20 protein-coding genes and 1 pseudogene are annotated in these 20,860 nt (G+C 73.3%); 11 read left to right on the top strand and 10 right to left on the bottom strand.

All coding sequences use genetic code 11. The features are described from left to right. Window positions 1-3 precede the first annotated feature (3 nt). Window positions 4-1,803, bottom strand: coding sequence for a S8 family serine peptidase (locus tag RIN80_RS19420; RefSeq protein ID WP_309096882.1), 1,800 nt, complete (start codon window positions 1,801-1,803; stop codon window positions 4-6). A gap of 361 nt (window positions 1,804-2,164) precedes the next feature. Here RIN80_RS19420 and RIN80_RS19415 point away from each other — a divergent pair, with 361 nt between their 5' ends. Then, entirely contained in the window at window positions 2,165-3,061 is an 897-nt protein-coding gene (locus tag RIN80_RS19415) for a lytic polysaccharide monooxygenase (protein WP_309096881.1), read from the top strand. 11 nt (window positions 3,062-3,072) lie between these two features. Here RIN80_RS19415 and RIN80_RS19410 read toward each other — a convergent pair whose 3' ends face one another. After that, window positions 3,073-3,714, bottom strand: coding sequence for a Tat pathway signal sequence domain protein (locus RIN80_RS19410; protein WP_309096880.1), 642 nt, complete (start codon window positions 3,712-3,714; stop codon window positions 3,073-3,075). Between the two features lie 627 nt (window positions 3,715-4,341). Here RIN80_RS19410 and RIN80_RS19405 point away from each other — a divergent pair. The 7 genes from RIN80_RS19405 to RIN80_RS19375 all read left to right on the top strand — a co-directional run bounded on the left by RIN80_RS19405 (window position 4,342) and on the right by RIN80_RS19375 (window position 11,000). After that, window positions 4,342-5,013: a DUF6230 family protein gene (locus tag RIN80_RS19405; protein ID WP_309096879.1), complete on the top strand. Its 672-nt coding sequence runs from the start codon at window positions 4,342-4,344 to the stop codon at window positions 5,011-5,013. After that, window positions 5,013-5,495 carry a DUF6114 domain-containing protein gene (locus RIN80_RS19400; protein ID WP_309096878.1) on the top strand — a complete coding sequence of 161 codons (483 nt, stop codon included), beginning with the start codon at window positions 5,013-5,015 and terminating at the stop codon, window positions 5,493-5,495. The genes RIN80_RS19405 and RIN80_RS19400 overlap by 1 nt, the downstream gene beginning before the upstream one ends. Before the next feature lie 397 nt (window positions 5,496-5,892). Further along, window positions 5,893-6,903 carry a substrate-binding domain-containing protein gene (locus tag RIN80_RS19395; RefSeq protein ID WP_309096877.1) on the top strand — a complete coding sequence of 337 codons (1,011 nt, stop codon included), beginning with the start codon at window positions 5,893-5,895 and terminating at the stop codon, window positions 6,901-6,903. A 191-nt stretch (window positions 6,904-7,094) separates the two neighbouring features. Next, window positions 7,095-9,608, top strand: a complete 2,514-nt coding sequence (locus RIN80_RS19390; protein WP_309096876.1) for a nitrate- and nitrite sensing domain-containing protein — start codon at window positions 7,095-7,097, stop codon at window positions 9,606-9,608. A 28-nt stretch (window positions 9,609-9,636) separates the two neighbouring features. Next, window positions 9,637-10,068: a roadblock/LC7 domain-containing protein gene (locus tag RIN80_RS19385; RefSeq protein ID WP_309096875.1), complete on the top strand. Its 432-nt coding sequence runs from the start codon at window positions 9,637-9,639 to the stop codon at window positions 10,066-10,068. Between the two features lies 1 nt (window position 10,069). Then, window positions 10,070-10,429, top strand: a complete 360-nt coding sequence (locus tag RIN80_RS19380) for a DUF742 domain-containing protein (protein WP_309096874.1) — start codon at window positions 10,070-10,072, stop codon at window positions 10,427-10,429. Beyond that, complete coding sequence (locus RIN80_RS19375) at window positions 10,416-11,000, top strand: ATP/GTP-binding protein (RefSeq protein WP_309096873.1); 585 nt, start codon at window positions 10,416-10,418, stop codon at window positions 10,998-11,000. The genes RIN80_RS19380 and RIN80_RS19375 overlap by 14 nt, the downstream gene beginning before the upstream one ends. Before the next feature lie 17 nt (window positions 11,001-11,017). Here RIN80_RS19375 and RIN80_RS19370 read toward each other — a convergent pair whose 3' ends face one another. The 7 genes from RIN80_RS19370 to RIN80_RS19340 all read right to left on the bottom strand — a co-directional run bounded on the left by RIN80_RS19370 (window position 11,018) and on the right by RIN80_RS19340 (window position 17,816). After that, window positions 11,018-11,938 carry a hypothetical protein gene (locus tag RIN80_RS19370; protein ID WP_309096872.1) on the bottom strand — a complete coding sequence of 307 codons (921 nt, stop codon included), beginning with the start codon at window positions 11,936-11,938 and terminating at the stop codon, window positions 11,018-11,020. Window positions 11,939-12,065: 127 nt separating this feature from the next. Beyond that, on the bottom strand, window positions 12,066-13,022 hold the full coding sequence (locus RIN80_RS19365) for an ABC transporter substrate-binding protein (protein ID WP_309096871.1): 957 nt from the start codon (window positions 13,020-13,022) through the stop codon (window positions 12,066-12,068). 75 nt (window positions 13,023-13,097) lie between these two features. Beyond that, on the bottom strand, window positions 13,098-13,763 hold the full coding sequence (locus RIN80_RS19360) for an ABC transporter permease (protein WP_309096870.1): 666 nt from the start codon (window positions 13,761-13,763) through the stop codon (window positions 13,098-13,100). Next, entirely contained in the window at window positions 13,760-14,461 is a 702-nt protein-coding gene (locus tag RIN80_RS19355; protein WP_309096869.1) for an ABC transporter permease subunit, read from the bottom strand. Before RIN80_RS19355 ends, RIN80_RS19360 begins: the two co-directional genes overlap by 4 nt. After that, complete coding sequence (locus RIN80_RS19350) at window positions 14,458-15,582, bottom strand: ABC transporter ATP-binding protein (RefSeq protein ID WP_309096868.1); 1,125 nt, start codon at window positions 15,580-15,582, stop codon at window positions 14,458-14,460. Before RIN80_RS19350 ends, RIN80_RS19355 begins: the two co-directional genes overlap by 4 nt. Window positions 15,583-15,663: 81 nt before the next feature. Then, window positions 15,664-17,121 carry a HAMP domain-containing sensor histidine kinase gene (locus RIN80_RS19345; RefSeq protein WP_309096867.1) on the bottom strand — a complete coding sequence of 486 codons (1,458 nt, stop codon included), beginning with the start codon at window positions 17,119-17,121 and terminating at the stop codon, window positions 15,664-15,666. Continuing rightward, window positions 17,118-17,816, bottom strand: coding sequence for a response regulator transcription factor (locus RIN80_RS19340; RefSeq protein ID WP_309096866.1), 699 nt, complete (start codon window positions 17,814-17,816; stop codon window positions 17,118-17,120). The genes RIN80_RS19345 and RIN80_RS19340 overlap by 4 nt, the downstream gene beginning before the upstream one ends. Window positions 17,817-17,967: 151 nt before the next feature. Between RIN80_RS19340 and RIN80_RS19335 the strand changes: the two genes are divergently transcribed. From RIN80_RS19335 to RIN80_RS19325, 3 genes are read left to right on the top strand one after another with little or no spacing between them, the layout of a single operon-like run. Beyond that, window positions 17,968-19,308: a ferredoxin reductase family protein gene (locus RIN80_RS19335; RefSeq protein ID WP_309096865.1), complete on the top strand. Its 1,341-nt coding sequence runs from the start codon at window positions 17,968-17,970 to the stop codon at window positions 19,306-19,308. Window positions 19,309-19,321: 13 nt separating this feature from the next. Then, entirely contained in the window at window positions 19,322-19,729 is a 408-nt protein-coding gene (locus tag RIN80_RS19330; protein WP_309096864.1) for an FMN-binding protein, read from the top strand. 3 nt (window positions 19,730-19,732) lie between these two features. After that, a complete protein-coding gene (locus tag RIN80_RS19325) occupies window positions 19,733-20,449 on the top strand; it encodes an FAD:protein FMN transferase (RefSeq protein WP_309096863.1) in 717 nt (238 codons plus the stop codon). Window positions 20,450-20,589: 140 nt separating this feature from the next. Here RIN80_RS19325 and RIN80_RS19320 read toward each other — a convergent pair. Further along, window positions 20,590-20,860, bottom strand: a pseudogene (locus tag RIN80_RS19320) (Dyp-type peroxidase domain-containing protein); the annotation flags it as partial.

Below are 20,860 nucleotides of genomic sequence, written 5' to 3'. Positions count from 1 at the left end.
GGATCAGAAGGTCAGCCTCCAGCCGTTCAGCGTGCCCGTGTCCTGCGCCGCGGTGTCCTGGACGCGCAGCTTCCAGGTGCCGTTGGCGACCTCGCCGGAGGCGTTCACGGTGTAGGTGGTGTTCACGTTGTCGGCGGAGTCCGACGCGGCCGACTTCAGACGGTACGTCGAGCCGTCCGGCGCGACCAGGTCGATGACGAGGTCGCCGCGGTAGGTGTGGGTGATGTCGACACCGACCTGGAGGGCCGACGGGGCGTTGCCGCTGCGGCCCGTGACGCTGATCGGCGACTCGATCGCCGCGCCGTTGTCCGGGATGGCGACGGCGGTGGTGCTGGAGAAGGTCGTGCCGGTGGACGTGCCGCCCTTGACGGCCTGGACCGTCTTGGCGGCGTCCGCGAGGCCGGCGCCGCAGCCGCCGGAGCAGGTGCCGGGCAGCGGGCGGGCGTTGGCCTTGATGGCCGACTCGATCTGCGCCGGGGTGAGGGCGGAGTTGGCCGACTTCATCAGGGCGGCCAGGCCCGCGACGTGCGGGGTGGCCATGCTGGTGCCCTGGTAGTAGGCGTAGTTCTCCGTCGACGGCGTCTTCGTGCCGGAGTTCAGCGTGGAGAGGATGCCGTTGGCGGTGGTGGTGCGGGTCTCGCCGCCGGGGGCGGAGATGTCGACGACCGTGCCGTAGTTGGAGTACGAGGCCCGGCTGCCGGCGCGGTTGGTGGCGGCGACGGTGATGACGTTGCCGCAGTTCGCCGGGGACGAGCTGGAGGCGTTGGTGTTCTCGTTGCCGGCCGCGACGACGACCGAGGTGCCGCGGCTCACGGCGCCGTTGATGGCGCTCTGAGTGGCGGTGGAGCAGGCGCCGCCCCCGCCGAGGCTCATGTTGATGACCTTGGCGACGTTGGTGTTGGCGGGCACGCCGGAGACGGTGCCGCCGGACGCCCAGGTGATGGCGTCGATGATGTCCGAGTCGTAGCCGCCGCACTTGCCGAGGACGCGGACCGGGGAGATCTTCGCGCCGTAGGCGATGCCGGCGACGCCCTTGCCGTTGTTGGTGGCGGCGGCGATGGTGCCGGCCACGTGCGTGCCGTGCCAGGAGGAGTTGGAGGCCGGGATGCCCGCGCCGCACTCGTTCGCGTTGTACCAGTCGCCCGGGTCGGCCGGGTTGCTGTCACGGCCGTTGCCGTCGACGGACACGGCGGTGTCGGAGATGAAGTCGTAGCCGCCGACGATGTTCGCGGCCAGGTCGGAGTGGGCGACGTAGCCGGTGTCGATGACGGCGACGGTCACGCCGGAGCCGGTGGTGGTGTCCCAGGCGGCCGGGACGTTCATGCCCGCGGTGGACTCGAACAGGTCCCACTGCTTGGCGTAATCGGTGTCGTTCGGGGTGACGGCCGTGGGCTTGTTCAGGCGGTCCGGCACGACGTAGGCGACCTGCGGGTCGGCCCGGTAGGCGGCGACGACGTCGGCGACGGCGGCCCGGGTGGGGTCGGTGCCCAGGTCGACGAGGGCGGCACCGGTGCCGAGGCGGCGCTGGAAGTCGACGTCCTCACCGGTCTTCACGGCCTTGGCCGCGGCGTCGGCGGCGGCCGCCTTGTTGGACTCGGCCTCGGTGGCACCGGACTTGTAGCCGACGATGAGCCGCTCGGCCGGGGTGCCCGGGGCGGCCTCGGTCTGGGCGGCGGGGACGGCCGCCGGGGTGGGGGCGGACTCCTGGGCGACGGCGACCGCGGCGGGGGCCGCGGTCAGCAGGACGGCGGAGACGGCGGCGACGGATATCAGCTTCCGTCTGAGCGTTGGGGAGGTACGCACGGTCTGCCTTTCGTGGCCGGACTCCGGGCTGGGCGGAGCGGCGGTGGAGTCGCTTCGTCGTCGAAGCGGAGGGGGGTCGTTCGAAAAGCGGGAGCGACGCGGTGGCCGGCCAGGCGCGAGACAGAAGCGGACCCGTTCGGGGTTACCTGTGGGTCGGCTGTGCAGGAACGATAGGCAAAGGGCAGGTCGCCGGGATACGGGGGAAACCCTCGATCCGGCCGGAAACCCACCCTCTATGGCCGAGCGCCGCCCGCCCATCTGCCCCTTTTCGAACGGCTGGTGACGAGGTGAACGCGTCGGGCCGGTTTCCCGTACTGCACTGCCGGACGTCGCCGCCCCCGGCACGAGGAGACGCAGCCCCATGCCCCGTACGACCGCGCGCCGCGCCGCGCTCGCGCTCGCCCTCGTGGCCCCGCTGCTGCTGCCGCTGTGGACGGCGGTCCCGGCGCGGGCGCACGGGGCACCGACCGATCCGGTGAGCCGGGTCGTGGCCTGCTCCCCGACAGGCGGCGACCGGGCGGGCTCCGCGGCGTGCCGGGCCGCCGTGGCGGCGAACGGCGGGCCGTTCGCGGCCTGGGACAACCTGCGGCTGGCGGACGTGAACGGCCGGGACCGGCAGGTCGTCCCGGACGGCAGGCTGTGCAGCGGGGGTCTGCCCGGCTACCGGGGCCTGGACCTGGCCCGCGCGGACTGGCCGGCGACGCGGGTGACGCCCGGCGCGACGCTGACGGTGCGGTACGCGTCGACGATCCCGCACACCGGCACGTTCCGGATGTACCTGACGAAGCCCGGCTACGACCCGGCCGGGCCGCTGTCGTGGTCGGACCTGCCGCGCGAACCGTTCGCCCGGGTGACACACCCGGCGCTGACGGACGGCGCGTACCGCATGAAGGTGACCCTGCCGTCCGACCGCACCGGGCGGCACGTGCTGTACACGGTGTGGCGCAACAGCAGTACGCCGGACACCTATTACTCCTGCTCCGACGTGGTGTTCCCGGAGCGGGAGGAGGAGCCGGCGCGAGCGGAGGCGCGGACGGAGGAGGCTCCGCGGAGCGAGGGCGTAACGGAGGAGCAGGCTCCGCGGAGCGAGGGCGTGCCGGAGGAGCAGGCGGCTCCGCGGCGGCCCGGGCCCGCCGGGACGCCGCGGGCGCAGGAGCGCGCCGCCGGGCCGAACACGCCCGTGCTGGCGGGCGGCGCCGCCCTGGTGCTGGTGCTCACCGGCGGCGCCGCCCTGGCCCTACGGCTGCGGCGCCGCTGAACTGCTCGGCGTCAGTTGACGTTGACCGCGACACCGCCCTTCGTCACCGGGGCGTACTTGGCGGTGAAGAACGCGTTGGCGAAGCACAGCGACGAGCCGGACACCTTGGTGAACTGCTGGTTGCTGAAGGAGATGCTGTGGTCGGCGTTGCTCGCCGTGCCGGTCAGGCCGGGGGCCTGGTAGACGCAGGTGACCGTGCCGAGCAGCGTGCGCAGCTTGACCGTGGACTGGACGGTGGAGCCGGCGGCCGGGGTCACGGAGACGGCGCCGCCGGAGGACACGCTGGTGGAGTAGGGCAGGTTGTCGACGGTGATGCCGCTGACGCCGAGCACGCCGACGACGTTGGTGGTGCAACTGCCGGCGTCGAAGCTGTGCGAGGTCAGGGACTCGGTGGCGACGCCGGGGGCGGCCGGGTTGTCGGTGACGGTGGCGGCGAACGCCGACTTGGCGCAGGAGATGCCGCTGGTGCCGGTCGCGCTGGAGTAGAAGGTGGCGGCCGTGCCGCTCGCCAGGGACGCGTCGAGCACGTCGCCGACCGCGACGGCCGCGCCGTCGGCGGTGGTCAGGACCGGGGTGTCGGCCGCCGAGGCGGGGGCGGCGAGGCCGAGTGCGGCCACGGCGGCGGTGAGGCTGAGGAAGGTGCGCGTACGCATGCGGGGGTACCTCTTTCGTCAGCGGGGGGTGAGGAGCCGCTCGGTGCCCGCCGTCGCCCGCCCGTCACGCCTTCTCCGTACGTGACGGGCCGGCAACGGCGGGCCGGGACCGGCCGGAGACGCGCAACGGACGGGCCTCCGGCCGGACCGGGCGGGGGTGGCTGCGGGCACGGCGTCAGCGGAAGCGGCCGTGCCGAGGGAGTGGGACTCGGGCGAGGGAAAGCCCGTTCTGGATCACCGGGCGGCAAGACGCCCGTACGGGACGGGCGGTCCGGGACGCGCGGACGGTGCCGAACAGCCGGACCCGGCGCCACGGATCCGGTGGGACGAGCAGAGTTGTAGACCTGGCGCTCCGTCAACGTCAAGGCATAGCAAGCGAGTTGTGCAGCGCGTGAGTGTTTCCGGAGTACGGCTGCTCACCTGCGGCACACCGTCGACACTCTTTGTCCACACCTCCCTTGACCCTTCATGTAACCCCCGGTAACTTGCTGCTCGGCTACCGCGGCGTAACGAGAAAGCCCTTGCAATCGCCGGGAGTTGCGAGGAGCCGTGCGCAGGCGGTCGGTGTCCGCGCCAGGGCAACGTGCCACCGATGTCCGATCCGCACCGACAGCACCTGGAGCAGACATGACCTCCTCCGCCGAGCACACCTCCGACAGACCGGACGGCTCCGCCGCCCCGGACACCGGTGACGCCCCCGTGCGCCGCGGGCGGGTCCGGGCGCGCCGGGCCGCGGTGATGGCGGTGCCGGCCGCCGCGGTCGCCGCGGGCCTCGCGATCCTCACGGCCGAGGGGGCGCTGGGCGTGCAGTTCGCCATCTCGGGCATGCCGTTCACGGTCACCGCGACCGAGCTGAACGGCACCGGCTTCGCGCAGTTCGGCGCCCTGGACGAGATGGCCGAGGGCAGCCCGAACGCCGGTGACACCGGCGGCCAGGTGCTGGTCGTCACCTCCGTGATCAGGAACGCCACGCTCACCAAGCTGTGCCAGAGCGTGGACCTGGGCGGCACCAACCTGGTCATCCGGGCGGGAGAAGGTGCGCAGAAGGTCACCGCCAGCGATCTGACGACCGACTCGACCCAGCTCTCCGGTGACGCCGCGTTCAACAACATCGAGATCGGCAACGACGCGAGCACCCTCGACAAGGCCGGGCCGAAGGGCCGGGGACCGAAGGGCGTGTTCAGCCAGCAGTCCGACACCGTGCACATCGCCAACCTTCGGCAGACCAACTACGCCACGACCGCGGGTGTGTTCAAGCTGCCGGGGCTGAAACTGGGCTTCAGCGAGTCGGGTTGCTGATGACCGGCGGTCCGCGCGGAAGACTCCGGCCCGCCTTCCGGCGGTGGCGGGCCGGCCGTCCGTTCTGGGGCGGGCTGCTGCTCGCCCTGGGCGGGGCGGAGATCCTGCTCACCCTCAGGGCGTCGCTGGACGTCGTCCTGCACGTCGGCATGCAGGGCCTGGCCGGTTATCTGCTCCCCGCCGTGATGCTCCTGTGCGGGGTGCTGATCCTCGCCAACCCCACCCAGCGCCTGTTCTACTCGGTCATCGGGGTGCTGGTCTCACTGGGCTCCTGGCTGACCTCCAACCTGGGCGGCTTCTTCGTCGGCCTGCTCCTGGGCGTGGTCGGCAGCTGCCTCGCCTTCGGCTGGCTGCCGGACCAGGAGCCGCGCGTCAGCCGCCGGCGGCGCCGGAAGGAGGCCCGGGCGGCTCGTGCGGCCCAGGCCCGGGCCCGGGATTACGCGGCGGAGTCCGGTGGCGGTGCGGCCCTGACCTCGGGCTGACCCCGGCCGGTGCCGCCCCGCTGCCTTCCCGGGGGCATCGGCCACTGCCCGGCCGCCGAGGCGGGGACACGGCAGCCGGGACCGCGCGGCTCCGCCCGTTCCGGCCGAACCGCGCGGACGGTACGCACGGCGGAGGTGAGGGCATCCGCGACGCGGACATCGCGGTCCACCGGGCGGTGGCGCGCAGGCCGTAGGCGGGACACCCCTGTCCGACGAGTCGGACAGATCATCACGATGCGGCAGCATCAACTCACGGCATGTGGCCGCTCACTTGACGGGGTGTGGTCACACACGGTTGGCTCCGGGCCAGCGAGAGTCATCCGGTCGGTGCACACCCCGCGGCCCGCCTGCGCTCTCACCCTGCTCCAGCTCGGCCGCACAGCGAGGTTCCGCCCCCATGAACACTCCACCCCCGCCGCACACCCCCCGCAGAGCCGCCCGGGCCGCGGCCCTGGCGTCCGCCCTGTGCCTGCTGGTGTCCGGCTGCTCCGTCCTCGGCGCGGCCGACGACGCCTCGGACGGGGATGCGGGGTCGGGGTCCGGCGCGGGGATGAAGGTCGCCCTCGTCACGCACGGCGGCAAGGGCGACGCCTTCTGGGACCTGGTGCGCCGGGGCGCGGAGGCGGCCGCCGCCAAGGACGGCATCGACCTGACGTACGTCAGCGACGCCGACCCGGCCGCGCAGGCCGGCCTGGTGCGCGACGCGGTCCGCGACAAGGTCGACGGCATCGCGGTGACGCTGGCCAAGCCCGCGGCGATGCGGGGCCCGGTCGCGCAGGCCAGGGCGGCCGGCATACCCGTCGTCGGGCTGAACTCCGGCATCGACGCCTGGCGGCCGACGGGGCTGCTGGAGTACTTCGGCCAGGACGAGTCCGTCGCGGGCCGGGCCGTCGGCGACAAGCTGGACGACCTGAAGGCCAAGCACGCCCTGTGCGTGGTGCACGAGCGGGGCAACGTCGCGCTGGAGGCCCGCTGCGCCGGCGTGAAGAAGACCTTCCGCGGCGACACCGACAACCTGTACGTGGACGGCACCGACATGAACGCGGTGACCGCCACGATCGCCGCCCGGCTGCGGCAGGACAGAACCATCGACGAGGTCGTCACCAACGGCGCGCAGTACGCGCTCACCGCGGTCAAGGCCGTGCGGCAGGCCGGGAGCAGGGCCGAGGTGGCCACCTTCGACCTCAACAAGGACCTGGTCCGGGCGGTGCGGGACGGCTCGGTGCAGTTCGCCGTCGACCAGCAGCCGTATCTGCAGGGCTACCTCGCGGTGGACGCCCTGTGGCTGTACCGGACCAACGGCAACGTCAGCGGCGGCGGGGCGGCTCCGGTGCTCACCGGCCCCGCCTTCGTGACCAGGGCGAACGTGTCCGCCGTGGCGCGGTTCGCCGCCGCCGGGACCCGGTGACCGGCCCCTTGCCGTGACGGTCTCGCCAAAGATTCTGTCAGGCCCGGCCCGTACGTCCACTTGTACGGATAACATCCTGCGCATCCCATGTGCCGCGCCCGGCACACCCCCACCTTTGCGCCCGTCCCCCGCCCTCCCCGACCGCTCCGCCTCCCCCTTCCCCGCCCCCCGCTGATCGCCCTAGGACGACGATGTCTCGACGGACAGGTGCCCGGCGCCGTCTCGGTTCCATACGCCTCTCCCTGGTGCTGCTGGCCCTGGTGCCGAGCGTCACCCTCGCCGCCATGTGGGGCGTGACGACGATCCAGATGTTCTCGGAGGGGCTGCGGCTGCGCGACCAGACCGAGCTGAGCCGGTCGACCGGTGCCCTGGGCACCGACGCGACGCTCGCCCTGCAGCGCGAGCGCAGCCTGTCGGCCGCCTGGCTGGCCTCGCCGCACGGCTCCCGGGCCGCCCTGGACGCGCAGCGCGAGGAGACGGACCAGGCGGTCGCGAAGCTGGTCGGGCAGGCGGACGCGATCGAGGAGGCGCCCTCCCGCATCTCGGACCGGCTGTACTCGGTGCTCGGCTCGGTGGGCAGCCTGGAGTACTACCGGGACCAGGTCGACAACCCCACGGACATCACCCCGCAGCAGGCGCTCGACCAGTACTCCTCGATCATCGACGACCAGATCCACGCCTTCCAGGAGCTGTCGCAGGTCGACGACGGCGACCTCACCTCGCAGGCCGGTCCGCTCGTGGCGCTGGAGCACACGGCGGAGCTGGTCTCCCGGGAGGACGCGCAGTTGACGCTGGCGTGGCCGTCGGGGCATCTGGACGACGCGGCCTGGACGCAGTTCGCGGAGCTGGTGAACACCCGGCGCTGGCTGGTGCAGGACCAGGTCGTGCCGCAGCTGACCGGCGAGGCCAAGGCGCAGACCGAGCGGATCCTGGCGGGTCCCGAGTGGCAGACCCTGCAGTCGATCGAGGACCGGGTGCTGGCGGCCCGCAACTCCGGTTCCGCGCCCGACCGGATCGCCCTGCCGGACTCCCGGGAGCGGTGGAACGCCGCCATGGACAAGCTGGCCGAGCAGTACGCGGGCCTCATCCGGCAGCAGACGACGGAGCTGCTGGAGCGCAGTGCCGACAAGGCGGACGCCCTGCTGCTCAAGGCGGCGCTGCTGAGCGCCGGCGGGCTGCTCGCGCTGCTGGTGTGCGTGGGCATGTCCTGGCGGATCACCCGCTCGCTGTCCCGGCGGCTGCGCGGGCTGCGCCGGGCCGCCGTGAGCCTCGCGCAGGAGCGGCTGCCGGACGTGGTGGCGCGGCTGGAGCGGGGCGAGACGGTCGACCCGGCGTCGGCGACGCCCGAGCTGGACTACGGCCACGACGAACTGGGCCAGGTGGCGCGGGCGTTCAACACCGCCCAGCGCACGGCCGTGCACACGGCGGTCGAACTCGCCGACACCCGGCGCGGTTTCCAGAAGGTCATCCTCGGCATCGCCCGGCAGAGCCAGAACCTGGTCAACCTCCAGCTGAGCAAGCTGGACACGCTGGAACGCGAGCACACCGACCCGGACATCCTCAAGGGCCTGTACGAACTCGACTCCACGGCCAGCCAGTTGCGCCGCTACGAGGAGAACCTGGTCATCGTCAGCGGGGAACGCCCGGGCCGCAGCTGGAGCGAGCCGGTGGCGCTGATCGACATCCTGCGCAGCGCGATCGGGGAGGTCGCCGAGTACCAGCGCGTGGAGGTGCACACCGAGGAGGAGGTGTCCGTCGCCCCGCCCGCGGTGGCCGACGTCATCCACCTGCTGGCCGAACTCATCGACAACGCGACCGCCTACTCGCCCGCGCCGAGCCCGGTCACCGTACGGGCCGCGATGGTGGCCAGGGGGCTGGCCGTCGAGGTGGAGGACCGGGGCCTCGGCATGTCGGAGGAGGACTACGCGTCCTTCAACGAACAGCTGGCCCTGCCCCCGCAGTTCGACGTGGTGGCGCTCGCCGACGACCTGCGGCTCGGCATGTTCGTGGTCGCCCAGCTGGCCCACCGGCACGGGATCGCCGTCACCCTGCGCGCCTCCCCGTACGGCGGGACCACGGCCATCGTGCTGGTCCCGCACGAGATCGTGGTGCGGGAGGCCCCGGACGGCGGGGTACCGCAGCCGCCGGGCGCCGAGGGCGGAGCCGGGGCGAGGGGCCGCGTGGACGGCGCCGCCCACACCCCGGAGGACGGGCGGATGGCGGCAGACGGAGCCACGGCGGCGAACGGCCGTGCTCGCGCGCGGGCCGGGGCCGACGGGACCGCGCGGGACGGAGGGACGCCCGAGGGCACCGGGTCGACCCCGAGCGCCGGAGCCGCCCGGTCCGGGGGAACCTCTCCGAAAGAGCCCCGCCCGCTGGTCGCCGCCCGCACCGCGACCGCCGCCCCCGCGCCCAGGCCCGCCGCCCGCGAGGTCATCCCCCGCCGGGACGGCCTCGCCCCGCTGCCCCGCCGGGTGCCGCAGACCAGCCTCGTGGAGGAGCTGCGCGAGGAGCCCCCCGGCGAGGACGCCTCCCTCGACGAGTTCACCGCGGAAGCCGCCGCTTCCTCCCTGGCCGGTTTCCAGCGCGGCACGCTCCGCGCCCGCGACGACGACGCCGAGCGGCCAGACCGCGAGGAGGCGGCCGCACCACCCCGGCAGGCCGCCGCCGATCCCCTCCCCTCGACTCCGCCCGCCGACCGCTGACCGCTGACCGCTGACGAAGGACACCGCAATGACACGCCCCATCCCCGCCACGCACACCCAGCTCGACCAGCTGCTGACCGGACTCGTGGAGCGGGTCGCCGACGTGAACCAGGCCGTGGTGCTCTCCGAGGACGGCCTGGTGGTCAGCAAGTCCACCGGATTCCCGCGCGACGACGCCGAGCGGCTCGCGGCGACCGCGTCCGGTCTGATGAGTCTCAGCAAGGGCGTCAGCATGGACTTCCGCGGCGGTCCGGTGCGCCAGGCGCTCATCGAGATGGCCAACAGCTATCTGATCCTGACCTCCGCCGGACCCGGCGCGCACCTGGTCGTGCTGACCGGGCCGGGCGCGGACGTCGGGGTGGTCGCGTACCAGATGAACATGCTGGTGAAGAAGATCGGCGAGCACCTCAGCGCGGCCCCGCGGGGCGTGGCCGGACCCGTCGTCGACCCCGGCGTGTGAGGTGGGCGGAGGCGATACGGCGGGCCGGCTCGTACGGCCGTTCGCCCTGACCGGGGGGCGGACGCGGCCCAGCTGCGCCGACTTCACGCTCATCGCGACGGTCACCGCGGTCGATCCGCCCCCGGCCAACGCGGCCCGGCCGCAGCCCGAGCACACCCGGATCCTGCGCATGTGCGCCGAGCCGGTCGCCGTGGCGGAGCTGGCCGCCCGGCTCGACCTGCCGGTGAGCGTGGTCGCCATCCTGCTGTGCGACCTGCTGGAGGCGGGCCGGATCACCGTCCGCCCGCCGCGCCCCGTCTCCCGTACCCCTGTGGACCTGGACCTGCTGCAGAAAGTGAGGGACGGCCTTGGCCGGCTCTGACCTTGCCACCGACGCGTCCTCGGCACCCGACACGGTCAAGATCCTCATCGCCGGTGGCTTCGGCGTGGGCAAGACCACCATGGTCGGGTCGGTCAGCGAGATCGTCCCGCTGCGCACCGAGGAACCCCTGACCATGGCCGGTCTGGACGTCGACGACCTCGACGGCATCGAGGAGAAGCGGGCCACGACCGTGGCCCTGGACTTCGGCCGCATCACCATCAGCCGGGACCTGGTGCTGTACCTGTTCGGTACGCCGGGGCAGCAGCGGTTCTGGTTCATGTGGAACGACCTGGCCCTCGGCGCGCTGGGCGCCGTGGTCCTGGTGGACGTCCGCAGACCCGAGTCGAGCTTCGCCGCGATCGACTTCTTCGAACGCCGGGGCATCCCGTTCGTCGTGGGCGTCAACGGCTTCTACGGTGAACACCCGTATCCGGCGGAGGACATCCGCGAGGCGCTCGCGGTGCCGGAGCACGTGCAGGTGCTGCTGTGCGACGCGCGGGACCGGGAGTCGTCCCGGGACGTGCTGATCGCGCTGATCGACCAGCTGATCGCGTCGGCGGTGCAGGCCTGAGCCGAAGCGCGGCCCACTCACCGAGCGGGTGCGGCTTCCGGCCCGTCGGTGTACGGCACCGGGCGGCCGGTGAAGGCGTCCAGGACGACGCGGTCGCCGACCGGCCGGTCCAGCCCCACCGTGACCCTCCTGCCGCGCAGTTCGGAGGTGCAGGGACCGTCCTGGACGCCCCGCACGGCCGCGGACAGCACGACGCTGCCGTCCGTCTCGTACGCCGTCACGACGGGGCCGTCGTCGCAGGAGCCGTGGTGGGCCACGACGGTGACGGACCGTCCGTGCGCGGCGATGCCGGTCAGGCCGCCGAGCGGCGCCAGCACGCTCGCGTCCACGTCCTGCCCCAGCGGCCCGATCGGCGAGGCGGGCACCTCGGACGGGTGCACCGCGGCGCGGGCGAGGGGGCGGTCGTAACCCTCCAGCGTGAACAGCCAGGCGGGGACGGTCGCCGGGCCGCGGCCGGTGGCGACGGTCATCTCGCCCAGCCGTGCGCCGGTGACGATCAGGCGCGGCCCGGGGCTGCCGGCGCGGTCGAGGTCCTGGTAGGCCTTCCCGGCGCCCAGGAGCGGCGCGGTGAGCGCGTGCCCGCCGGGCCAGGTCACCCGGCCGCTGCGGGCCGGTGCGGCGGGGAGCCTGCCGCGCAGGTCGAAGTTGCCGAGGGCGTAGGCGCGCCGGTCGGCCGCGTCGCGCAGCCCGCCGGGCCCGGGCAGCCGGACGGCCGACCCCAAGGGGTGGTAGCCCTCGCGCCACCGCGCGGCGGCCCGGGAGCCGTCCCAGGCGTCGGCGACCTGCCGGGCGCGGTCCGAGGGACGCGGGGCGGTGCCGTCCGTCGGGGCCGGTTCCGTGCCGACGGCGTCGGTCGTGCCGCACCCCGCGGCGGCGACGGCGGCGGACAGGGCGAGGGCGAGGAGCAGGCGGACGGTGCGGGGCATGGCGGTACGCATGACGCACTCCCAGGGGTTCGCGGTGACCGGGGACGGTTGCCGTCCCTGTGACGCCACGCCCCCGGGCCGCGTTCGGTCCCGCCGGGACCCGGCCGCCGCCGTTACCGCATCGTGACGGGCGGCCGGCTCAGACCAGGCCCGCCGACTTCAGCCACGCCCTGGCGACGTCCAGCGGGTCCTTCTTCTCCAGTTGCACCTGAGCGTCCAGCTCCAGCAGCGTCTTGGTGTCCAGCTCGGCGGAGACGGCGTTCAGGGCGTCGACGCCCTCCTTCGACAGGGCGCCCTCGTGCACCAGCGGGGTCACGTTGGCGAACCCGAAGAGGTTCTCCGGGTCCTTCAGGACGACGAACTTCTCCTTCACGATCGTCGGGTCCGTGGTGAAGATGTCCGCGGCCTGGACGGTGTTCCGGGTCAGCGCCGCCTGGGTCAGCGGACCGCCCGCGTCGAGCGCCTTGAAGGACTTGAACTCCAGGCCGTACACCGACTTCAGGCCCTCCAGGCCCTGGTGCCGGGTCTGGAACTCGGGCGAACCGCCGATCACCAGGTCCGGCGCGGCGTCCTTGAGGTCGGCGAGGGTGGAGGAGGACGTCAGCTTGTACTTCTTCGCGGTCTGCGCGTTGACGGTGACCGAGTCCTTGTCCTCGGCGGGCGAGGACTCCAGCAGCGTCAGCTTCTTGTCGAGCTTGGCCTTCACCGCCTCGTTCACGGCCGCGGCGGACTTCTGCTCCGCCTTGGGGTCCAGGTAGGCGAGCAGGGAGCCGTTGTACTCGGGCAGCACGGTGACGGAGCCGTTCTTCATCAGGCCGTAGGTCGTCTCGCGGCTGCCGATGTTGTGCTTGTACGTGACCTTGATGCCCTTGGCCTTGAGCGCCTCGCCGTAGAGGTCGGCGAGCAGGGTGCTCTCGGCGAAGTTGTTGGAGCCGACGACGACGGTGCCCGCCTTCGCCTTCTCGCCCGCCAGCGGGTCGTCGGAGGTGTCGCCGGAGGAACAGCCCGCGAGCAGCGCCGCGGCGGCAAAGAGCGCGACGGCCGCCGCCCCGGTGTGTCTCGTCCTGGACCAGCTGTTCTTCGCGGTAGAAGTCATCCACCGATCCAATCCAGCCGCTTTGTGATCAGTCAAGGGCGGCCTTGTCACGATTCCTGACGGACCGTCACATGATCACCGTCTGCGCACTCCCGGTGACACGGCCAGGCGGCCCGCCGCCCAGAACACCGCCAGCGTGACGAGCGCCAGGACGGCCACCAGCGTGGCGCCGCCGACGACCTTCTCGTAGTCGCGCTGGTAGAGGCCGTCGACGATGTACCGGCCGAGCCCGCCGAGACTCACGTACGCGGCGATGGTGGCCGTGGAGACGATCTGGATGGCCGCCGAGCGCAGGCCGCTGAGGATCAGCGGCAGGGCCACGGGCAGTTCGACCTGGAAGAGGATCCGCGACTCGCGCATGCCCATGCCGCGGGCGGCGTCCACCGGGGACGGGTCGACGGAGCGGACCGCCTCGTAGGTCGTCACCAGGATCGGCGGGACGGCGAGGATGACCAGCGGGATCATCACGGGCAGCAGGCCGAACCCCATCATGATGACGATGAGCACCAGCAGGCCGAAGCTGGGCAGCGCGCGGGCGGCGGTGGCGAGGAAGGCGAGGGCGTTGCCGCCCCGCCCGGTGTGCCCGGTCAGCAGCCCGACCGGCAGGCCGATCGCGGCGGCCAGGGCCAGCGCCAGCAGCGAGTACCGGACGTGTTCCAGCAGGCGTTGCGGGATGCCGTCGTAGCCGTGCCAGTGGGCGCTGTCGCTGAAGAAGGCGTGGACGAAGTTCAGTACGTTCACCGGATCACGTCCTCGGGCACGGGCCGCTGCCGCCCGGCCGTCCTCGGGCGCCCGCCCCGGGGCATCCACGGGGTCAGCGCGAGGCGGAGCAGGACCAGCAGGGCGTCGCACAGGATCGCCAGGGCGGCCGTGGTGAGCACGGAGTTCACCGCCAGTTCGGGCCGGTCGTACTTCTGCGCGGCGGCGAGCAGGTTGCCGAGGGCGCCCTGGTTGCCGATCAGGGCGCCGACGCTGACCAGCGAGATGCTGGAGACGGTGGCGACCCGCAGCCCGGCGACGATGGCGGGCACGGCGATCGGCAACTGCACCTGGAGGTACCGGCGTACGGGCCCGAAGCCCATGGCGGTGGCGGCGGCCAGGGTCTCCTGCGGCACGGAGCGCACCCCGTCGACGATGGCCGGGACGAGCACCACGAGGCTGTACACGGCCAGCGGGATCATCACGGTCAGCTCGGTCTGGCCGGTGTAGTCGATGAGGACGACGAAGAAGGCCAGGGACGGCACCGCGTAGAGGACGGTGGTGGCGCCGAGCACGGGCGGGTACAGCCAGCGGAAGCGGACGCACAGCTGGGCGAGCGGCAGCGCGAGCAGCAGTCCGGCCAGGACCGGCAGCAGGGCCTCGCGCAGGTGCAGTGCGATCAGGCCGGGCCAGCTGTGCTGGAGGTCGCTGGGGATGTCGAAGAAACGGTCGAGGTTCACGGGGCGACCCTGGCCTCGTCGGCCCGGTCGGCGGCGTGGGCGCCGCGGATGGCCTCGCCGATGGCCGCCTGCGAGACCACCCCGGTCACCCGCCCGGTGCCGTCCACGGCGACGGCGTGGCCGGACGGGGACAGCACGGCGCTGTCGAGGGCGGTCCGCAGCGAGTCGGTGCCCGGCGTGAACGGCCGTCCGTGCGGGAGGAGTTCGGCGGGCCGGATCGCGCCGGCCGTCAGGGTGTGCGGCTCGCCCCAGCCGAGCGGCCGGCCGTCGCCGTCGGTCACCAGCAGCCAGGGGGCGCCGGCGGCGGCGATCTGCTCGGCGGTGGCGTCGAGCGGGATCACCGGGCCGGTCGTGGGCGCGAGTTCGGCGGAGGGGAAGAACGACAGCCGCCGGATGCCGCGGTCGGCGCCGAGGAAGTCCTCGACGAAGGCGTCGGCGGGGGCGGACAGCAGGTCGGCGGGCGGTGCGTACTGGGCGAGCCGGCCGCCCTCGCGCATCACGGCGACCATGCTGCCGAGCTTGATGGCCTCGTCGATGTCGTGGGTGACGAAGACGATGGTCTTGCCCAGCTCGTCCTGGATGCGCAGCAGTTCGTCCTGGAGTCCCTTGCGGACCACCGGGTCGACCGCCGAGAACGGCTCGTCCATGAGCAGCACCGGCGGGTCGGCGGCGAGCGCCCGGGCCACACCGACGCGCTGCTGCTGGCCGCCGGACAGCTGGTACGGAAACCGCTTGGCGAGCGCGGCGTCCAGGCCCACCCGCTCCATCAGTTCGGCCGCGCGGGCGCGGGCCTTCCGCTTGCCCCAGCCGAGCATGCGGGGCACGGTCGCGATGTTGTCGAGGATCGTGCGGTGCTGGAAGAGGCCGGCGTTCTGGATGACGTAACCCATCGACCGGCGCAGGGTGGTGACGGGCCGGCGCTGGATGTCCTCGCCGTCGAGCAGGATCGTTCCCTCGCTGGGTTCGACCATCCGGTTGATCATCCGCAGCGTGGTCGTCTTGCCGCAGCCCGAGGGTCCCACGAGGACGGTGATCGAGCGGTCGGGTATCTCCAGGGAGAGCCGGTCGACCGCCACCGTGCCGTCCGGGTACCGCTTGGTGACTGATTCCATCCGTATCAAGACGCCGGGGCCCTTCGGGTTGGCGGGGACTTCTGGCCGTGGTCGTACGGGCTGTTGCCGGTCGAGTCTAAAGGGCCCGGGTCAGCGGCCCGCGGGGCCCGCGCCGCCGAGCGGCAGGGACACGGTGAACACCGTCGCTCCGGGTGTGCTGTCCAACTCGATCCGGCCACCGTGCGCCCGGATCAGGGACCGGGCCACCGCCAGGCCCAGTCCGCTGCCGCCGCGGTCGCGGCTGCGGGCCTTGTCGACGCGGTAGAAGCGGTCGAAGACCCGGGCCCGGTCGTCGGGCGGGATGCCGGGACCGGTGTCGGCGACCCGCACCTCGGCGGTGCCGGGCGTGACGCGCACCTCGACGGAGACCTTCGTTCCGGCGGGGGTGTGCACGGCGGCGTTGGTGAGGAGGTTGTCGACGACCTGGCGGATGCGCAGCGGGTCCATGCGCAGCCGCACCGGGCCGGGGCCCGCCAGCACGGTCAGCGGGTGATCGGGGTGGCCCGCGCGGAAGGCGTCGGCGGCCTGGCCGACCAGCTCCGTCAGATCGGCGTCCCGCAGCCGCAGCGGTGTCTCCACCTCGGCCGCGTCGAGCCGGGCGAGCAGCAGCAGGTCGTCGAGGAGCACCCCCATCCGGGCGGCCTCGGCGCGCAGCCGGGCCAGGTGCCGGTCGCGTTCGGCGGGGGCGTTGGCGGCGGCGTACTGGAAGAGGTCGGCGTAGCCGCGCACCGACATCAGCGGGGTGCGCAGCTCGTGCGAGGCGTCGGCGACGAACCGGCGCAGCCGCTGCTCGGCCTCGGCGCGCACGGCGAGGGAGTCGTCGATGTGCTCCAGCATGGTGTTGAAGGCGGTCCGCAGCTCGTCCACCTCCGGCCCGCCGTCCCGGCCGTCGGCGCGCAGCGGCAGCCGGGCCGCCGACTCGGTCAGGTCGTGCGAGGCGATGCCGTGGGCGGTGGTCGCCATGTCGCTGAGCGGCTTCAGGCCCCGGCGCAGCATCCGCCGGCCGAAGACGACCAGGGTGAGCAGCGCGAGCGCGAAGGTGACGACCTGGATGGTGATCAGCTGCCCGACGGTGTCCTGGATCTCGTCCATGGGCGCGGCGCTGACCAGGACCACGCCGGGCTCGACCTCGCAGGCGCGCAGCCGGTAGGTGCCCGCGCCCCTGAGGTGCTCGGTGCGCAGCAGCTCGGTGTGGGCGGCGGACTGCGCCGAGGCCAGCGCGGTGAAGTCGTCGACGTCCTGCGGCAGGTCGGCCGGGTCCTCGGGCCGGCGCAGCGCGGGCCTGCCCTCGCGCACGTCGTACACGGCGTAGAACCAGCTGTAGTACTTCTTGCCCGAGAGCGTGCCGTAGTCGGCGATGCTCTTGGACTGGGCGATCTGGGCCTGGGCGAGCTGGATGTCGAGCTGGGCCGACAGGTAGTCGCGCATGTAGGTGGTCAGGGCGGTGCCGACCACGGCGAACACCACCAGCGACAGGGCGCCGAGGCCCAGGGCCAGCCGGGTGCCCAGGCGCATCCTGCGGTAGGCCCGCCGCAGCCGGGCGATCACTCGGCGGCCTGTCGCAGCACGTACCCGAAGCCGCGCACGGTGTGGATCAGCTCCGGGGCGCCCTCGCCGGCCTCGTCGAGCTTGCGGCGCAGCCTGCTGACGACCAGCTCCACGACGTTGGAGCGGCCGCCGAAGCCGTACTCCCACACGTGGTCGAGGATCTGCGCCTTGGTGAGCACGGTGGGCGACTTGCGCAGGAGGTAGCGCAGCACCTCGTACTCGGTCGGGGTCAGCGACAGCAGCCGCTCGCCGCGTCGCACCTCGCGGGTGTCCTCGTCCATGGTGAGGTCGCCGACCCGGAGCACGGACCGCTGGAAGGACGGGCCGGCGCTGCGCCGCAGCACGGTCCGCAGCCGGGCCATCAGCTCCTCCACGGCGAACGGCTTGACCAGGTAGTCGTCGCCGCCCCGGGTGAGGCCGGCGACCCGGTCGGCGACGCCGTCGCGCGCGGTCAGGAACACCACCGGCACCATCGTGCCGGAGGCGCGCAGCCGGTCCAGGACGCCGAAGCCGTCGACGCCCGGCAGCATCAGGTCCAGCACCACGATGTCCGGGTGGAACTCGGCGGCCCGCCGCAGCGCGTCCTCACCGGTGTACGCGGTGACCGCCTCCCAGCCCTCGTAGCGGGCGACGGTCGCGACGAGGTCGGCGATGGGCGGGTCGTCGTCGACGACGAGAAGTCGTACTTTCTCCACGCCCTCATAGTGCTGCACGGGTCCCGTGCCGCCCCAGCCGCCGGCCGTCCCGTGGTGCGATCGATAAACACTTGAAAGTTGAGCGACAGCTTCCCGACAGCTCCCCGGCGCCAAGCTCGAATCCCAGGATCCGATCAAGGAGCTGCCGACCGTGACGACCCTCCGACAACCTCCCGTGGCGGCCCGCCCCGGTGTGCGGCCGAAAGTGGTGGGCCGCACCGGCCTGTACGGGGTGCTGCTCGCCAACGCGGCCGTGGTGACCGTCTTCTTCGTCCAGGCCGGTTTCGCCTCGAACGCGCTGATCGTGCTGGGCCGGCTGACCGGGCTGTACGCGGCGCTGCTGATGGCGTTCCAGCTGCTGCTGGTGGCGCGGCTGCCGTGGTTCGACCGGCGGATCGGCATGGACCGGCTGACGTCCTGGCACCGCTGGAACGGCTTCACGGTGCTGTGGCTGCTGCTGGCGCACCTGGTGTTCATCGTCCTCGGGTACGCCGAGGCCTCCTCCCTGGACCCGGTGAACCAGCTGGTGGACCTCGCCGAGACGGTCGAGGGCGTGCTGCGGGCGATCGTCGCGCTGGCGATCATCATCGTGGTCGGGGCCGTCTCGGCCCGTTCCGCCCGGCGGCGGCTGGCGTACGAGACCTGGCACTTCATCCACCTGTACACCTATGTGGCGGTGGTGCTGGCGTTCACGCACCAGGTCGCGGCCGGGACCACGTTCACCGCCTCGCCGGCGGCGACGGCGTACTGGTACGCCGTGTGGGGCGTGGCCCTCGCCTCGGTGTGCGCCGGCCGGCTGGTGCTGCCGGTGTGGCGGAACCTGCGCCACCGGCTGCGGGTGACGGCCGTCGTCCCCGAGAACGACGACGTGGTCTCGGTCTACATCACCGGCCGCGACCTGGACCGGCTGCCGGCGCGGGCCGGGCAGTTCTTCCTGTGGCGGTTCCTGACGAAGGACCGCTGGTGGCAGGCGAACCCGTTCTCGCTGTCCGCCGCGCCCGACGGCCGTACGCTGCGGTTGACCGTCAAGCGTGCGGGCGACGGCAGCGCGGCCCTGCGGCACCTGAAGCCCGGCACCCGGGTCTTCGCCGAGGGCCCCTACGGTGCCTTCACCGCCCTGCACCGCACCCGGCCCGACGCCGTGCTCGTCGCGGGCGGCGTCGGTGTCACGCCCATCCGCGCCCTGCTGGAGGAACTGCACGGCCACGCGGTCGTGATCTACCGGGTCGCCACCGACCGGGACGCCGTCCTCCACGACGAGCTGCGCGACCTCGCGCTGGCCCGGGGTGCCGAACTGCACCTGGTGACGGGCCCGCCGGTGCCCGACCGGCTGGCGCCCGGCGAGCTGGCGCGGCTGGTGCCGGACCTGGCCGAGCGGGACGTCTACCTGTGCGGCCCGCCGCCGATGATGAACGCCGTGCTCGGCAGCCTGCGCGAGCTGGGCGTGCCCAGGCGGCAGGTCCACTTCGAACGCTTCAGCCTGGCCGGATGACGAGGAGACCGTCGTGAAGCGAGCCCTGCCCGTCCTCGTCCTCAGCGTCGCGGGTGTGATCCCCGTCTGGCGCTACGCGCCCTCGCAGGACACCGCCTCCACCACCGGGGCCGCGGCTTTGGCGCCCTCCGTCCCGTCGTCCGCGGGGCCCGGCGGTACGACGTCCGCGGTCGTCGCGGGGTCCACGATCGACACCGAGAAGGGTCCGGTGCAGGTCGAGGTCACCTTCGAGGGGGACCGGATCTCCTCGGTGCGGATGCTGCGGCAGCCGGACCACCCGCAGACCACCGCCGCCGTGCCGAAGCTGATCGAGGAGACGCTGCGGGCGCAGAGCGCCGACATCGACACGGTCTCCGGCGCCACCGTCACCAGCGACGGCTACAAGGAGTCGCTCCAGGCCGCCCTCGACGCGAGGGGCTGAGGGATGCGGCGCGTGGAGCACGTCATGGGTTTCCCGGTCTCGGTACGGATCGACGACGAGGACTTCCCCGGGCAGCCGGTGGACGAGCTGTTCGCGTGGCTGCGGGAGGCGGACGCACGGTTCAGCCCGTTCCGCCCGGACAGCGAGGTGTCGCGGCTGGACCGGGGCGAGGCGGCCGGGCCCGGCCCGGAGCTGCGCGAGATCCTGGACCTGTGCGAGGAGTACCGGGTCGCCACCGGGGGCGCCTTCGACGTGCGTCCGCCCGGCGGGAGGCTTGATCCCTGCGCCGTGGTGAAGGGCTGGTCGGTGCAGCGGGGGGCGGAGCTGCTGTCGGCGGCCGGGGCGCGGCGCTTCTGTCTCAACGCGGGCGGTGACGTGGTCGCCGCCGGCGGCCCCTGGCGCGTGGGCGTCCGTCACCCCGAGCAGGCCGGCCGGCTGTGCGCGGTCCTGGACCTCACGGACCGCGCCGTCGCCACGTCCGCCCGCTACGAACGCGGCGACCACATCCTCGACGCCCGCACGGGCCGCCCGGCGACCGGCCTGCTCAGCATGACGGTGGTGGCCCCGACGCTGACCGAGGCGGACACGGTGGCCACGGCGGCCTTCGCCCTCGGCGCGGAGGGCGTCCCCTGGGCGGCGTCCCGGCCGGGCTGCGAGGTGTTCGCGGTGGACGCGGAGAGAAGGGTGCTGCGCAGCGAGGGGTTCCCGGTGGCGGCGTAGGGCCGCGGAGTGGACGCGTGTCACGGGGTCGCGCAGGGACCGGCCGGGCACGTTTCGGCCGTCCCCGCCCTCGCCCTGCCGCATCGCGAGATGCTGCACCGCGAGGTGCTGCGGGCTCCGCCCGGGGCCGGCCGCCCCGGTCAGCCGCCCGGCAGGGCCTCCAGGAAGGCGGCCGGCGGCACGAAGAACAGGCTGCCGGTGACCGCCCGGGAGTAGTCCAGCAGCGGGTCGGGTCCCGCGCCCGGCCCGCCCAGGAACATCTTGCGCAGCATCGTCTCGGGTATCTCCGGCGTGCGCGCGTAGGCCACGAAGTACGTGCCGAACTCCCCGTGCCCGGGCCGGCCGAACGGCATCGCCGAGCGAAGTATCCTCTGCTCCGCGCCGTCCGGGCCGAGGACGGTGTTGACGTCC

Source organism: Streptomyces sp. (genome assembly GCF_031181705.1).
Classification (GTDB): Bacteria; Actinomycetota; Actinomycetes; order Streptomycetales; family Streptomycetaceae; genus Streptomyces.
Note: the sequence above shows the minus strand (reverse complement) of the source record. Positions and strands in the feature narration are given on the sequence as shown.

Excerpts from the sequence above, each read along its gene's own strand:
- RIN80_RS19415 (WP_309096881.1), top strand. The coding sequence starts at position 2,165 with ATGCCCCGTACGACCGCGCGCCGCGCCGCGCTCGCGCTCGCCCTCGTG.
- RIN80_RS19410 (WP_309096880.1), bottom strand. The coding sequence starts at position 3,714 with ATGCGTACGCGCACCTTCCTCAGCCTCACCGCCGCCGTGGCCGCACTC.
- RIN80_RS19405 (WP_309096879.1), top strand. The coding sequence starts at position 4,342 with ATGACCTCCTCCGCCGAGCACACCTCCGACAGACCGGACGGCTCCGCC.
- RIN80_RS19400 (WP_309096878.1), top strand. The coding sequence starts at position 5,013 with ATGACCGGCGGTCCGCGCGGAAGACTCCGGCCCGCCTTCCGGCGGTGG.
- RIN80_RS19395 (WP_309096877.1), top strand. The coding sequence starts at position 5,893 with ATGAACACTCCACCCCCGCCGCACACCCCCCGCAGAGCCGCCCGGGCC.
- RIN80_RS19390 (WP_309096876.1), top strand. The coding sequence starts at position 7,095 with ATGTCTCGACGGACAGGTGCCCGGCGCCGTCTCGGTTCCATACGCCTC.
- RIN80_RS19385 (WP_309096875.1), top strand. The coding sequence starts at position 9,637 with ATGACACGCCCCATCCCCGCCACGCACACCCAGCTCGACCAGCTGCTG.
- RIN80_RS19370 (WP_309096872.1), bottom strand. The coding sequence starts at position 11,938 with ATGCGTACCGCCATGCCCCGCACCGTCCGCCTGCTCCTCGCCCTCGCC.
- RIN80_RS19365 (WP_309096871.1), bottom strand. The coding sequence starts at position 13,022 with ATGACTTCTACCGCGAAGAACAGCTGGTCCAGGACGAGACACACCGGG.
- RIN80_RS19325 (WP_309096863.1), top strand. The coding sequence starts at position 19,733 with ATGCGGCGCGTGGAGCACGTCATGGGTTTCCCGGTCTCGGTACGGATC.